Source organism: Micromonospora sp. NPDC047134 (genome assembly GCF_040643455.1).
Classification (GTDB): Bacteria; Actinomycetota; Actinomycetes; order Mycobacteriales; family Micromonosporaceae; genus Micromonospora.
Map to the genome: position 1 here is coordinate 1 of NZ_JBEYUI010000008.1, position 12,318 is coordinate 12,318.

The 12,318-nt window shown below is 70.9% G+C and carries 12 protein-coding genes and 1 tRNA gene; 8 read left to right on the plus strand and 5 right to left on the minus strand.

Annotation, left to right across the window (positions count from 1 at the left end; all coding sequences use genetic code 11):
• Nucleotides 1–82: 82 nt before the first annotated feature.
• Nucleotides 83–283, plus strand: a complete 201-nt coding sequence (locus ABZ795_RS12365) for a hypothetical protein (protein ID WP_357530363.1) — start codon at nucleotides 83–85, stop codon at nucleotides 281–283.
• A 73-nt stretch (nucleotides 284–356) separates the two neighbouring features.
• Here ABZ795_RS12365 and ABZ795_RS12370 read toward each other — a convergent pair whose 3' ends face one another.
• On the minus strand, nucleotides 357–902 hold the full coding sequence (locus ABZ795_RS12370) for a CGNR zinc finger domain-containing protein (RefSeq protein ID WP_357530364.1): 546 nt from the start codon (nucleotides 900–902) through the stop codon (nucleotides 357–359).
• Between the two features lie 83 nt (nucleotides 903–985).
• Here ABZ795_RS12370 and ABZ795_RS12375 point away from each other — a divergent pair, with 83 nt between their 5' ends.
• Genes ABZ795_RS12375 through ABZ795_RS12385 form a run of 3 tightly spaced genes read left to right on the plus strand, consistent with a single transcriptional unit; the run spans nucleotide 986 to nucleotide 4,411 of the window.
• The gene (locus ABZ795_RS12375) at nucleotides 986–1,945 is read left to right on the plus strand and encodes an EamA family transporter (protein ID WP_357530365.1); all 960 of its coding nucleotides are present in this window, start codon (nucleotides 986–988) and stop codon (nucleotides 1,943–1,945) included.
• 13 nt (nucleotides 1,946–1,958) lie between these two features.
• Nucleotides 1,959–2,699, plus strand: coding sequence for an HAD family hydrolase (locus ABZ795_RS12380; RefSeq protein ID WP_357530366.1), 741 nt, complete (start codon nucleotides 1,959–1,961; stop codon nucleotides 2,697–2,699).
• A gap of 35 nt (nucleotides 2,700–2,734) precedes the next feature.
• Nucleotides 2,735–4,411 (plus strand): S8 family serine peptidase, encoded by a 1,677-nt coding sequence (locus tag ABZ795_RS12385; protein WP_357530367.1) that lies wholly within the window; start codon nucleotides 2,735–2,737, stop codon nucleotides 4,409–4,411.
• Nucleotides 4,412–4,559: 148 nt separating this feature from the next.
• Here ABZ795_RS12385 and ABZ795_RS12390 read toward each other — a convergent pair whose 3' ends face one another.
• Together ABZ795_RS12390 and ABZ795_RS12395 are read right to left on the minus strand one after the other, a co-directional pair.
• Nucleotides 4,560–5,042 carry a DUF559 domain-containing protein gene (locus ABZ795_RS12390; protein ID WP_357530368.1) on the minus strand — a complete coding sequence of 161 codons (483 nt, stop codon included), beginning with the start codon at nucleotides 5,040–5,042 and terminating at the stop codon, nucleotides 4,560–4,562.
• Between the two features lie 776 nt (nucleotides 5,043–5,818).
• A complete protein-coding gene (locus ABZ795_RS12395; RefSeq protein WP_357530473.1) occupies nucleotides 5,819–6,454 on the minus strand; it encodes a helix-turn-helix domain-containing protein in 636 nt (211 codons plus the stop codon).
• A 135-nt stretch (nucleotides 6,455–6,589) separates the two neighbouring features.
• On the opposite strand from ABZ795_RS12395, the gene cysS reads away from it, so the two are divergent.
• The gene (cysS, locus tag ABZ795_RS12400) at nucleotides 6,590–8,005 is read left to right on the plus strand and encodes a cysteine--tRNA ligase (RefSeq protein ID WP_357530369.1); all 1,416 of its coding nucleotides are present in this window, start codon (nucleotides 6,590–6,592) and stop codon (nucleotides 8,003–8,005) included.
• A complete protein-coding gene (gene rlmB, locus ABZ795_RS12405; RefSeq protein WP_357530370.1) occupies nucleotides 8,005–9,126 on the plus strand; it encodes a 23S rRNA (guanosine(2251)-2'-O)-methyltransferase RlmB in 1,122 nt (373 codons plus the stop codon). Before cysS ends, rlmB begins: the two co-directional genes overlap by 1 nt.
• Nucleotides 9,127–9,186: 60 nt before the next feature.
• Here rlmB and ugpC read toward each other — a convergent pair whose 3' ends face one another.
• Nucleotides 9,187–10,278, minus strand: coding sequence for a sn-glycerol-3-phosphate ABC transporter ATP-binding protein UgpC (ugpC, locus tag ABZ795_RS12410; protein ID WP_327023828.1), 1,092 nt, complete (start codon nucleotides 10,276–10,278; stop codon nucleotides 9,187–9,189).
• 317 nt (nucleotides 10,279–10,595) lie between these two features.
• Between ugpC and ABZ795_RS12415 the strand changes: the two genes are divergently transcribed.
• Nucleotides 10,596–10,672, plus strand: a tRNA-Thr gene (locus ABZ795_RS12415).
• A 165-nt stretch (nucleotides 10,673–10,837) separates the two neighbouring features.
• Nucleotides 10,838–11,605: an enoyl-CoA hydratase/isomerase family protein gene (locus ABZ795_RS12420; RefSeq protein ID WP_327023829.1), complete on the plus strand. Its 768-nt coding sequence runs from the start codon at nucleotides 10,838–10,840 to the stop codon at nucleotides 11,603–11,605.
• Nucleotides 11,606–11,676: 71 nt separating this feature from the next.
• On the opposite strand, the gene ABZ795_RS12425 is transcribed toward ABZ795_RS12420, so the two are convergent.
• Entirely contained in the window at nucleotides 11,677–12,120 is a 444-nt protein-coding gene (locus ABZ795_RS12425; protein ID WP_327023830.1) for an HNH endonuclease, read from the minus strand.
• Nucleotides 12,121–12,318 lie beyond the last annotated feature (198 nt).

The window sequence follows — 12,318 nt, forward strand, 5'->3', positions numbered from 1 at the left end:
CCGACCACCGTATGGATCAACAAACCCGCAGCTCAACCCACCGAACTACAGAACACCTGACCACGAAAACGTCTCACTTGACTTGACAGGTTCCGACGGGGACGCGCCGGTCGTAGCGGAAGGGACCGCGAGCATCCTCCGCCGACCCTTTCCGGCCGCCGTGGTGGCGGGCCTGCGCCGGCGGTACGACGAATGGGATGTCAGTGTGGACGGCCCGCACGGTCCCTATGTGCTGCTGCGGATCGCGGTGACCCGCTGGCTGATGGCCGGGCGCGCCCACTGACCGCCCCGCCGGGCGGATCTGGGTGCGTTTGTTGTTGCTCCGGCGACAAGAAACGTACCCAAAGTCGCCGGGGTCAGGGGCGGGCGGCGGCCTTGCGGGCGCGGTAGGCGTTGACCGCGGCCCGGTTGCCGCAGCCGGCCTCGCAGAATCGGCGGGACCGGTTCTTCGACAGGTCCACCAGCACGTTGTCGCAGTCCGGGTACTCGCAGGTGCGTAACCGGCGCAGTTCGCCGCCGCGCACCACATCTGCGATGGCCATGGCCGCCTCGACCGCCATTCTGGTGGCCAGCGGGGCGTCGCGGGGCACGGCGTGCAGGTGGTACGGCTCGTCGTCGTGGGTGATGAGCTGGGGCAGGGCGCGGTGTTCGCGGAGCAGCCCGTTGACGATCGTGACGATCTCGTCGATGTCGGCGTACCAGATCCGGCGCAGCCGGGGGCGCAGGGCGCGTACCGCCCGCAGTTCGGTTTCGGTGTGTTCGTGTCTTCCGGTGTAGGCGTGGGCCGTGAAGAAGGCGCTCAGGGCCTCCACGTCGGGCAGTCCCTCCCCGCCCTGGCCGGCGGTGTTGACCAGCGCGGCGGCGGCGATCAGGGAACACTCGGTGTCATGAGCGAAGAGCAACTTGACTCCTGTCGTGGCCCGACTCTAGCGTCATCGGTGTAACCCTAGTTTGCCGATGTCGCGGTGCCGTGCCAAGGAGAGTCATGCGTCAATCACCCGTTGCCGGTGCCGGCCTCGCGCTGGCCCTGCTCTCCGCGGTCACCTTCGCCACCTCGGGCACCTTCGCCCGGTCCCTGATCAACGCCGGTTGGTCCGCCGAGTCGGTCGTCATCGCCCGGGTCGGCCTGGCCGCCCTGGTGCTGGCCACCCCCGCGTTGCTGATCATGCGGGGCCGGTGGCCGGTGCTGCGCCGCAACCTGGCCTCGATCGGGGTCTTCGGGGTGCTGGGGGTGTCGGTCGCCCAGGTCTGCTTCTTCAACGCGGTGCGCTATCTGCCGGTCGGGGTGGCGCTGCTGCTGGAATATCTCGGCATCATCCTGGTCGTCGGGTGGACCTGGCTGGTGCAGGGGCAGCGCCCGCGTCGACTGACCGTGGCCGGTTCGGTGGCGGCGTTGGCCGGCCTGTTCTTCGTGCTCGACATGGCCGGTGCGGGCCGACTCGACCCGATCGGGGTGCTCTGGGGACTGGGCGCGGCGGTCGGCCTGGCCGGCTACTTCGTACTCGCCGGACGGGTCGACTCCGCCCTGCCCTCGGTGGTCATGGCCAGTGGCGGCATGGCGGTCGGTGCCGGGGTGCTGCTGCTGCTCGGCCTGGTCGGCGTCCTGCCGCTGCGGGCCGACTTCGGCACGGTGCAGTTCGGCGGGCAGGAGATGAGTTGGCTGGTGCCGATCGCCGGCCTGGTCCTGGTGGCCGCGGTGATCTCCTACCTGGCCGGGATCGCCGCCACCCGGGTCCTGGGTGCCCGGATGGCATCCTTCGTCGGGCTGACCGAGGTGATGTTCGCGGTGCTGATCGCCTGGCTGGTACTGGGTGAACTGCCCACGGTGGTGCAACTGTTCGGCGGGGCGTTGATCGTCGCCGGGGTGGCCCTGGTCCGCATCGACGAACTACGCGCACCCGCCCTCCCCGAGCAGCCGAAGGCGGCGGAGCCGGCCCTCACCTGACACCCTGGTCGACATGCTGAGCGCGGTGGTGTTCGACGCCGACGAGACCCTGCTCGACCTGCGCCCGGCCGTCACCGGCGGGTTGGTGGCCGTACTCGACGAGATGCGGCGCCGCACCCCGGCGGCGGCCGAGGTGTCGCTCGCCGACCTGGAATCCGACTGGGACGCCGTCTTCGGCGAATTGGCCTCGGCTCCGGTGCGGGAGATCCGTCGAACGGCACTGGCCCGTTCCTTGGCCCGGGCGGGCCTCGACGGCCACTTGGACGAGCTGGCCGAGGTCTTCTTCGCCCGCCGGTTCGCGCTCACCCGGCCCTATCCCGACGTGCTGCCCGCCCTGGCCACCCTGCGGCAACGGTGGATGCTCGGCTACGCCACCAACGGCAACAGCCGCGCCGAACGCTGCGGGCTCGCCAGCGAGTTCACCTTCGAGGTGTACGCACACGAGAACGGCCTGCCGAAGAAACCCGCACCGGAGTTCTACGCCCGGGTGTGCGAGGCGGCCGGGGTGACACCTTCGCAGGTGGTGCACGTCGGCGACAACCTTGCCTTCGACGTGGTCGCCGCCCAGCGGGCCGGGTTGCGGGCGGTCTGGCTGAACCGGCGGGGTGAGTCGCTTCCCCCTGAGGTGCTGCCGGATGCGGCAGTTTGCTCCCTTGCCGAGCTGCCCGCTGTCCTGGTCGGCCTTTCCGGCGAAGCAGACTTTTCAATTCCTAGCGGATACCGGTCTGGCGAAACATCATGCGTTGATGTCTGATGACGCCACGTCCCTCAACGAGAGGATTCGATGTGGTGAGCAAGCGCTTCACCGTCGGTGTCGTCGCGACCGCGGCGGCACTGGCACTCACGGTGACCGGCCTGGGCGTGCCCGCTGGTGCCGAGCCGTCCGGCGTAGTCCGGACCTTCACCGTGGTGGCGGAGGACGGGGTCTCCGCCGACGCCGCCATCGCCGCGATCCGGTCGGCCGGCGGGACCGTGGTGTCCCGTACCGACGAGGTCGGTGTGTTCCAGGTGACCAGCGACCGGGCCGACTTCGCGACGAAGGCGACCGCTGCGGCCGCCCTGATCGGCGCCGCCGAGGAGAAGGCCATCGGCCGCAAGCCCAAGCTGGACCGGGTCGAGCAGGAGCACCTGCTGGCAGCCGCCGCCAAGGGGGCCGGCAAGCAGCGGGGCAAGAAGCTGGACCCGCTGGACGACAAGCTCTGGGGCCTGGAGATGATCCGGGCCGACAAGGCGCGCAAGATCGAGCCGGGTGACGGTCGGGTCACCGTCGGGGTCCTGGACACCGGCGTCGACGCCAGCCACCCGGACATCGCCCCGAACTTCAACTGGGCTCTGTCGCGCAACTTCGCCCCCGACATCCCCGAGATCGACGGGCCCTGCGAGGTGCCCAGCTGCCTCGACCCGGTCGGCACGGACGACGGCGGACACGGTACGCATGTCGCCGGCACCATCGGCGCTGCCGCCAACGGCTTCGGCCTCTCCGGGGTGGCTCCCAAGGTCTCCCTGGTCAACCTCAAGGGCGGCCAGGACGCCGGCTACTTCTTCCTGAACCCGGTCGTCAACGCCCTGCTGCACGCCGGCAGGTCCGGCCTGGACGTGGTCAACATGTCCTTCTACGTGGACCCGTGGCTGTACAACTGCACCGCCAACCCGGCCGACTCGCCGGAGGCGCAGGCCGCCCAGCAGGCCACCATCCGGGCCATGAAGCGGGCCCTGACCTACGCCCACGACCGGGGTGTCACCCTGATCGGGGCCCTCGGCAACAACCACGAGGACCTGGGCGACCCGCGTACGGACATCTCCAGCCCGAACTACGGGGACGTGGCGCCGTACCCCCGCGAGATCGACAACAACAGCTGCTGGAACCTGCCCACCGAAGGGGCGCACGTCATCAGCGTCGCGTCGGTCGGGCCCTCCGGTAAGAAGGCGGACTACTCCAACTACGGCACCGAGCAGACCGCCATCGCCGCCCCGGGCGGATGGTTCCGGGACGGCTTCGGCACGGACACCTTCCGTACCGACGCCAACATGATCCTGTCCACGTACCCCTTGAAGGTCCTCCAGGAGGAGGGCACGGTCGACGAGGACGGCAACATCGTGCCGGGCGCGGAGACCTTCGTGTTCAAGGAGTGCAAGGCCAACCGGCAGTGCGCCTACTACACGTACCTCCAGGGCACCTCGATGGCCGCACCGCACGCCTCCGGGGTGGCCGCGCTCATCGTCAGCCGGTACGGCAAGCCGCAGGGCCGGGGTGGCTTCGGCCTCGCGCCCGACGTGGTCGAGCGGCACCTGTACCGCACGGCCGCCGAGCGGGCCTGCCCCGAGCCCAGGTTGCAGACCTACACCAACGAGGGCCGCTCGCCCGAGTTCGACGCCTACTGCGCCGGCTCACCCTCCTTCAACGGCTTCTACGGCCACGGCATCATCGACGCCTACGCCGCCGTGACCACCCCGCTGCGCCGCTAGCCTCGCGGGAAGGTCTGATTCACCGTTTCGCCGAAGTGGCGGTTACCCGGGTGCTGGGTGACCGCCACTTCGCCGTAACGGAGTGGATCACCCCCCTGCTGGAGGGCTAGGCGGCTGGGGTTGCGTCCACGGGTGGCGCCTGGGTTGGTCAGCGGCGCCAGCCGGCGGCGACGAGGGCGGTACGGACCTCCCGTACCAGTCCCGGGAAGTCGCGGTGCAGGCGTCGGCTGGTCACGTGCAGCACCTGCCAGCCGGCGGCCACCAACTGGTTGATCCGCTGGCGGTCGAGGTGCAGCTGCTCGGGATCGCTGTGCCGGTGCCCGTCGTACTCGACGGCCACCCGGTATTCCGGCCAGGACAGGTCCGGATGCAGAATCCGCCCGCTGATCGATCGCACCGGATGCTGAGTGACCGGTCGGGGCAGCCCGGCCAGGATCAGCCGGACCCGCAGCTGTGACTCCGGCGGCGACTGGGCACCCGCATCGGTCAGACCGAACACCCACTCGGCCCGCCGACCTCCGGGGCGGCCCGTGTTCGCCCTGGCCACAGCGGCAAGCCCGGCGGAGTCGACCAGTTCCTGCCGGAGCATGGCGTCGATGATGCCGATCGCCTGCATGGGTTCCAGCCACACCGCGCACTCCCAGGCGGCACAAACGGCATCCGACCGCAGCAAGGGCTGCGCACTCGTCGGCCTGGTTCCTGTGCCTGGTTGATGGCTGTGCTGTTCGGTAGTGGCGGTGGCTGGTCGACCGGGCAGCTGCGGTTGGCCTGGGCTTTGGCTCGGTGACGGACGCGAAACTGCTGCGTGGGCCGGGATGCCGCGCTGCGGGTGGCGTGGGCCGAGGGTGTGGACTCGGATGCCGTGTTGCGAGCCGAGTCGCAGGTGCATCGGGGCCAGGACGTGAACCTCGTCGGTGAAGGTCGCGGCGTGTTCGATACCGTGCAGGTAGGCCGCTGAGGGGCCCGCCATCAGCACCCCGGCTGGCAGGCGCAGCGAGGCCGCTCGGCAGAGCAACTCGTGATTGCGGTCGAGGCGTGCGTCGGCGTACACGTCGTGCATCAGGCGGACCCAGGCCCCACCGCGAAGCTGGTGCCGGGTCAGTAGGCGGTCGCGGATCGCCTCGGAACCGCGAAACACCTGCCACGCTAGGGCGGCTGGCCGGTACGGGGAAGGTGGCATGTCTCTACCGTGCGGCCTGCGATCGGCTCTACGGGACCCCTGTGGACAACCATGGCCTCCATGATCGACAGCCCCTGTGGACAACCCGCGCGCCACCGCCCCGCCGTGGTATAGGCCCCACGCGAACCCCTGCCACCGACCCCACCACGGCCTGACCGAGGGAGACTCGCGCCAGCCCGCCCGTCGCGCCCCGGCCCGCCCGGCCCGAGACCTGGGTGGGTGAGGGGTCAGCGGAGGGCGGTGGCGATTGCGGTGGCGGCGGCCAGGACCTGGGCGCCTACCGCCTCGGTGTCCAGGGGGGCGAGGGCTACCACTCCGACACTCGCCTCCAGGCCGGGTACTCCGAGCACCGGGGCTGCCACCCCGTACGCCCCGGGTTGCAACTCGCCGACGGTGCTCACCGGGCCGGCGGCGCCGGCCCGGCCGGCGAGGATGGCCTGCCCGGCGGCACCGCGTTCCAGGGGGTGCCGGGCCCCGGTGCGGTACGCCACATGGAACGAGGTCCAGCTTGGCTCTACCACGGCCAGGGCCACTCCTTCGCCGCCCTCTACCACGGTCAGGTGGGCGGTCGCCCCGGCCTGCTCGGCCAGGCGTCGCAGGGCCGGCAGGGCGCCTTCGGCGAGCAGGGGTTGGGCTCGGCGGGCCAGGTGCAGCACCCCGGCTCCCAGACGGAGTCGATTGTCGGCGTCCCGGCGCAGCATTCCGTGCCGGGTCAACGGGGCCACCAGTCGGTAGACCGCCGCCCGCCCGATACCCAGGCGGTTGGCCGCTTCGGTGATGGTGAGTCCGCCGGGGGCGTCCGCTACCAGGTGCAGCAGGCGCAGGCCCCGGTCCAGGGTCTGCGAGGTCTCTCCACCGGCGATCGTCGCCCCACCCTCGGCGCCGGGGGCGACGGGAGTGGGCGGGTCGGTGCCGAAAGGCGCGGGGGAAGTCACGATCAGCAGCGTACGACCCGGCTCCGGCCGACCGGGAGAACGACGGACGGCTACCCTTGTACGGTGACGCTTCGCTTGTATGACACCGCCACCCGATCGGTGCGGGACTTCGTTCCGCGGGAAGCCGGCAAGGTGGGGGTCTACCTGTGTGGGCTCACCCTCCAGGCGCCGCCACACATCGGCCATCTTCGTTCCGGGGTCAACTACGACGTGCTGCGTCGCTGGCTGCTGGCCGCCGGTTTCGAGGTCACCTTCATCCGGAACGTGACCGACATCGACGACAAGATCCTGGTCAAGGCGCAGGAGCAGGAACGACCGTTCTGGTCCATCGCGTACGCCAACGAGTTGAAGCTGGCCGAGGCGTACCGGGCGTTGAACGTGTTGCCGCCGACCTACGAGCCTCGGGCCACCGGCCACATTCCGGAGATGCATCAACTGATCGCCGAGTTGATCGAGCGGGGGCACGCCTACCCGGCCGCCGACGACTCCGGGGACGTGTACTTCGACGTGGGTTCCTGGCCGGCGTACGGTGCCCTGTCCAACCAGTCGCCGGACGAGATGCAGTCCGACTGCGAGGCCCCCGAGCGCGGTAAGCGGGACCCCCGCGACTTCGCGCTCTGGAAGGGTGTCAAGCCGAACGAGCCGGCGGACGCCTACTGGCCCTCGCCGTGGGGGCGGGGCCGGCCGGGTTGGCACATCGAGTGCTCGGCGATGTGCCGGCGGTACCTGGGGGCGGAGTTCGACATCCACGGGGGCGGGCTGGATCTGATCTTCCCGCACCACGAGAACGAGTTGGCCCAGTCCCAGGCCGCCGACCTGCCCTTCGCCCGCTACTGGGTGCATCACGGGCTGCTCGGCATCGGTGGCACCAAGATGGGCAAGTCGCTGGGCAACGCCCTCGATCTGGCGTACGTCGCCGATCTTGGGGTGCGCCCGGTCGAGTTGCGCTACTACTACGTGGCCGCGCACTACCGCTCCCGGATCGACTACTCCGAGGAGGCGCTGCGCGAGGCGGCCGTCGCGTACCGGCGGATCGAGGGCTTCGTGCAGCGGGCCGTCGAACGGGTGGGCCCCGGTGAACTCGGGGAACTGCCGGCCGCCTTCGCCGCCGCGATGGACGACGACCTGAACACCTCGGCCGCGTTGGCCGTCCTGCACGACCTGCTGCGCGACGCCAACAGCGCGGTGGCCGACGGGGACGATGTGACCGTACGCACGGCGCTCGGCAGCATCCGCGCGATGCTGGATATCCTCGGGGTCGACCCCCTCGACCCGGCGTGGACCGGCGGCGCTCGGGCGAGCGACCTCCGTGGGGTGGTCGACTCCCTGGTCGCCCTGGCTCTGGAACAGCGTGCGCAGGCCCGGGTCCGTAAGGACTGGGCTGCCGCCGACGCGCTGCGGGACCAACTCAAGCGGGCCGGAGTGGCGGTCGAGGACACCCCACAGGGCCCGCGTTGGACAATTGGAGAGCATGACTGATGGCCGGCAATTCGCAACGCCGTGGCCGACGGGTGGCCTCGAAGTCGAGCGCACCCAAGGGCTCCGGCGGTAAGAACAAGGACGCCCTCGCCGGTCGGGGCCGTACCCTGCCCGCCGACGAGCGGCCATGGCACAAGGCCTACTCCGGTACGGAGAAGGTGCCCCAGCGCACCGCCTGGAAGCAGGAGAAGGAGCGCCGGGCGGCGGCCGAGGAGGGCCGGGCCCCGAAGATCGGCAAGCCGGGCACCAAGGACACCACCTGGGGCCGGGGCGGCGGTCGGGGTACCCCCACCCCGAAGCCGGTACGCGGTAAGCAGCCGGCCGGACGTGGTGGTCCCCGGGTCGCGCCGGGGCGCAAGTCGAACCCGTCCAAGGACACCCCGGAGCTGCTGGTCGGCCGTAACCCGGTGCTGGAGGCGCTGCGCGCCCAGGTGCCGGCCACCGCGCTCTACACCGCCCAGGGCATCGACCCCGACGACCGGATCAACGAGATCATCCGTACGGCGGCCGACCGGGGCATCGCCATCCTCGAGGTCAGCCGCACCGAACTGGACCGGATGACCGGGGGGGTGCTGCACCAGGGGGTCGGCCTCCAGGTGCCGCCGTTCGCGTACGAGCCCTTCGAGGATCTGGTCGCCGCCGCGCTGGAGCAGCCGGCACCGCTGCTGGTGGCCCTGGACGGGGTGACCGATCCGCGCAATCTCGGCGCGGTGATCCGGTCGGCCGCCGCCTTCGGCGCCCAGGGTGTCTTCGTACCGGAGCGGCGGGCGGCCGGGATCACCGCGACCGCCTGGCGGACCAGCGCCGGTGCGGCGGCTCGGGTGCCGGTGGCCCAGGTCACCAACCTGACCCGGTCGTTGAAGGCGTGCCGGGACGCCGGCTTCATGGTGGTCGGCCTGGACGCCGACGGCGAAACCGACCTGTACGACCTGGAGGCTGCGGTCGGCCCGCTGGTCGTGGTGGTCGGCTCGGAGGGTCGGGGCCTGTCCCGGCTGGTCGGGCAGACCTGCGACCTGACCGTCAGCATCCCAATGATCTCCGAGGTGGAGTCGCTGAACGCGAGCGTGGCCGCTGCGGTCACTCTCGCCGAGGTCGCCCGCCGCCGAGCCGCCGAGGGCTGACGCCAAGCGCAGGATGACAAAGGGGCAGCCCGCCGGGCCGCCCCTTTGTCAGTTGCTACTTCAGATGCGCTTGCCGGTGGTGGCGTGGAAGGCGTGGTTCTGGCCGGCACGCGGCTTGACGAAGATCGTCTCGCCCATGCTCGGCATGGTCCGCCGGTCGGTCCGCACCACGAACCGCTCGGAGGCACCGTCCAGCGCGGCGTGGCCGTAGACGTTGGCGTCCGAGCCGAGGTCCTCGACCAGCTCGACCACGACCGGCATGCCGCCCTCGGTCGGGCTGACGATGTCGCAGTCCTCCGGCCGGAAACCGACCGTCACCTTGCCGGCACCGCCCTCGGCGTTGGCCGCCTCGACCTGCTCGCGGGTCAGCGGGATGAACATCTCGGCGAAGGCCGCACCCTGCTCGGTCAGCGGGACCGTCTTGATGTTCATGGCCGGGGAGCCGATGAAGCCGGCGACGAAGACGTTGGCCGGGGTGTCGTACAGGGCCCGCGGGGTGTCGACCTGCTGGAGCACACCGTCGAGCATGACCGCCACCCGGTGACCCATGGTCATGGCCTCGACCTGGTCGTGGGTCACGTAGACCGTGGTGATGCCGAGCTTGGCCTGCAACGAGGCGATCTGGGTACGGGTCTGCACCCGCAGCTTGGCGTCGAGGTTCGACAGCGGCTCGTCCATGAGGAAGACCTGGGGCTCCCGGACGATGGCCCGGCCCATCGCGACCCGCTGGCGCTGACCACCGGAGAGGGCCTTGGGCTTACGGCTGAGGTACTCCTCCAGCTGGAGCAGCGCCGCCGCCTCCTTGACCCGCCGGTCGATCTCCGCCTTGGAGGTCTTGCGCAGCTTGAGGGCGAACGCCATGTTCTCGTACACCGTCATGTGCGGGTAGAGGGCGTAGTTCTGGAAGACCATCGCGATGTCGCGGGCCTTCGGCGGCAGGTGGGTGACGTCCCGGTCGTCGATGTAGATCGCGCCGTCGTCGACGTCCTCCAGACCGGCCAGCATCCGCAGGCTGGTGGACTTACCACAGCCGGAGGGACCGACCAGGACGAGGAACTCGCCGTCGCCGATCTGGAGGTCGAGCTGGTTGACCGCGGGGCGTTCGGTGCCCGGGTAGATCCGGGACGCCTTCGCGTAGGTGACCGTAGCCATGAGGGGGTGCATCCTTTCACCGGCAGGAACGTGCCGGACGATCCGAGTGAAGGAGCGACCGGTGCTAGGGAGCACCGGCGCCACGGCCGCCATGAGATGACTCCCATGTCGTCCGTGTCACTGCACGGTAAACGGCTTTTGCCGCGCTGCCAAGGTGTCGAACCCTGGATGGGACGGACGGCATACGCATACCGGTCAGTCGGGCACGGTCGGACACGAATCGACGTTCGCAGGTCAAGATGTTGACGTTTCCCGTGCTCGGGACCCCTGCCGGGGAGGAAAACCGGACGTCGGTCGCTATGCTGACCACGGACACTGCCCCTGTAGCTCAGCTGGCCAGAGCACCCGCCTTGTAAGCGGGATGTCGCCGGTTCGATCCCGGCCGGGGGCTCCATCCGTACCACGTGCGCGGCCCACCGAGCTGACACCTCGGTGGCCCGGCCGTGACGCTCCCTGCCCGGCCGGGCGGCCGGGCGGCCGGGCGGCACCGCTATCGTCGCCGTACCCGGGCAGCAGCCCTTGTGGCAGGACCTGGACCCGGCCGGAGGGGTGGTGGGCAGTGGCGGACGCGGAGCTGACCGTGACGGTGTCGGATCAGGTGGCCACGGTGGTGATCCGCAATCCGGGCAGGCGCAACGCGATGACCCTGGCCATGTGGCGGCAACTGCCCGTACTGCTGGATCACCTGGAGGCGGACCCGGCCGTACGCGCTCTGGTGCTCACCGGGGCGGACGGCACCTTCTGCGCCGGTGCCGACCTGGCTGACCTGGATGAGCAGCTTTCCACCGGCGACGCCGCTGTGGCCGTCGCCGCCGAGGAGCGTCTGGCCGCCTTCGCCAAGCCCACCGTGGCGGCCGTCCGGGGTGCTTGCGTCGGGGGTGGGTGTCAGCTGGCGGTCGCCTGTGACCTGCGGATCGCCGCCGCCGACGCCCGATTCGGGGTGCCCCCGGCCCGACTGGGCCTGGTCTACCCGGCGCCCACCACCCGCCGGCTGGCCCGGTTGGTCGGCCCGGCGGCGGCCAAGCATCTGCTGTTCACCAGCGAGCTGATCGACACCGACCGGGCGCTGCGGATCGGCCTGGTCGACGAGGTGCTGCCCGGGGACCGCCTGGCCACCCGCATCGACCGGCTGACCGCCACGATCGTGGAACGCTCCCAGCTCAGCGTCGTGGCCGCCAAGGAGATCGTCGACGACCGGGCCGACGAGGCCCGGGTGGACTGGTGGTACGGGCAGGTACGGGCCAGCGGTGAGGCCCGCGAGGGCATCACCGCCTTCCACGAACGCCGCCCGCCCCGGTTCACCTGGAGCCCTCCGCCCGCAGGCTGACCGATCGGGAGGGCCGGCGGGTGCCACGCCGGGAATCCGACGCCGCCCCCCGTTCCCGCCGGCCCGGTCCCTCACCCCCCGGCCAGGGCCGCCCAGGTCGGCACGACCGGCACCCGCCGCAGCGGCATCCCCGCCTCGGTCGGCGTACGGTCGCCCTTGCGCTGGTTGCAGGCGTAGCAGGCGGCCGTCGTGTTCTTCCAGGTGTTCCGGCCACCGCGTGAGCGGGGCAGGATGTGATCGATGGTGCTGGCCGGCCCGGCGCAGTAGGCGCAGCAGCGGGCGTCGCGGGCCAGCACCCCGGCCCGGGACCAGGCCGGGCCGGAGGTGAACCGCCAGCGGGTCACCACGTACCGCACCAGCCGGACCACCCTGGGCACCGGGAAAACCCCGATGACCTGGTCCGGTACGGCCTCGTGGATCTCGGCGACCCGACGGCAGAGCATCCGGATCGCATGGGGAACGGTGACCCGGTGCAGCGGGCCGAGATCGGCGTTGACAACGAGGACGGCGTACACCGGCTTCTCCCTCCACGGCGGTGACGGACGTACGGGCCGGACAGCGACGAGCCGCCCGGTCCCAGGGCGGGTGGGCGGCTCGACGGGTACGGGTACGCGTCAGCCGGGTCGGCCACCCCGGGGGTGTTCCGCCAGGCCAGCCGTACCGAGCAGCCACGACGGCACCAAATGCGGCATCGACATGAGTGCTCCCGTGAA

What these genes read in the sequence shown, in the direction of transcription:
- ABZ795_RS12375 (WP_357530365.1), top strand. Translation starts at nt 986, where the DNA reads ATGCGTCAATCACCCGTTGCCGGTGCCGGCCTCGCGCTGGCCCTGCTC.
- ABZ795_RS12380 (WP_357530366.1), top strand. Translation starts at nt 1,959, where the DNA reads ATGCTGAGCGCGGTGGTGTTCGACGCCGACGAGACCCTGCTCGACCTG.
- rlmB (WP_357530370.1), top strand. Translation starts at nt 8,005, where the DNA reads ATGGCCGGCAATTCGCAACGCCGTGGCCGACGGGTGGCCTCGAAGTCG.
- ugpC (WP_327023828.1), bottom strand. Translation starts at nt 10,278, where the DNA reads ATGGCTACGGTCACCTACGCGAAGGCGTCCCGGATCTACCCGGGCACC.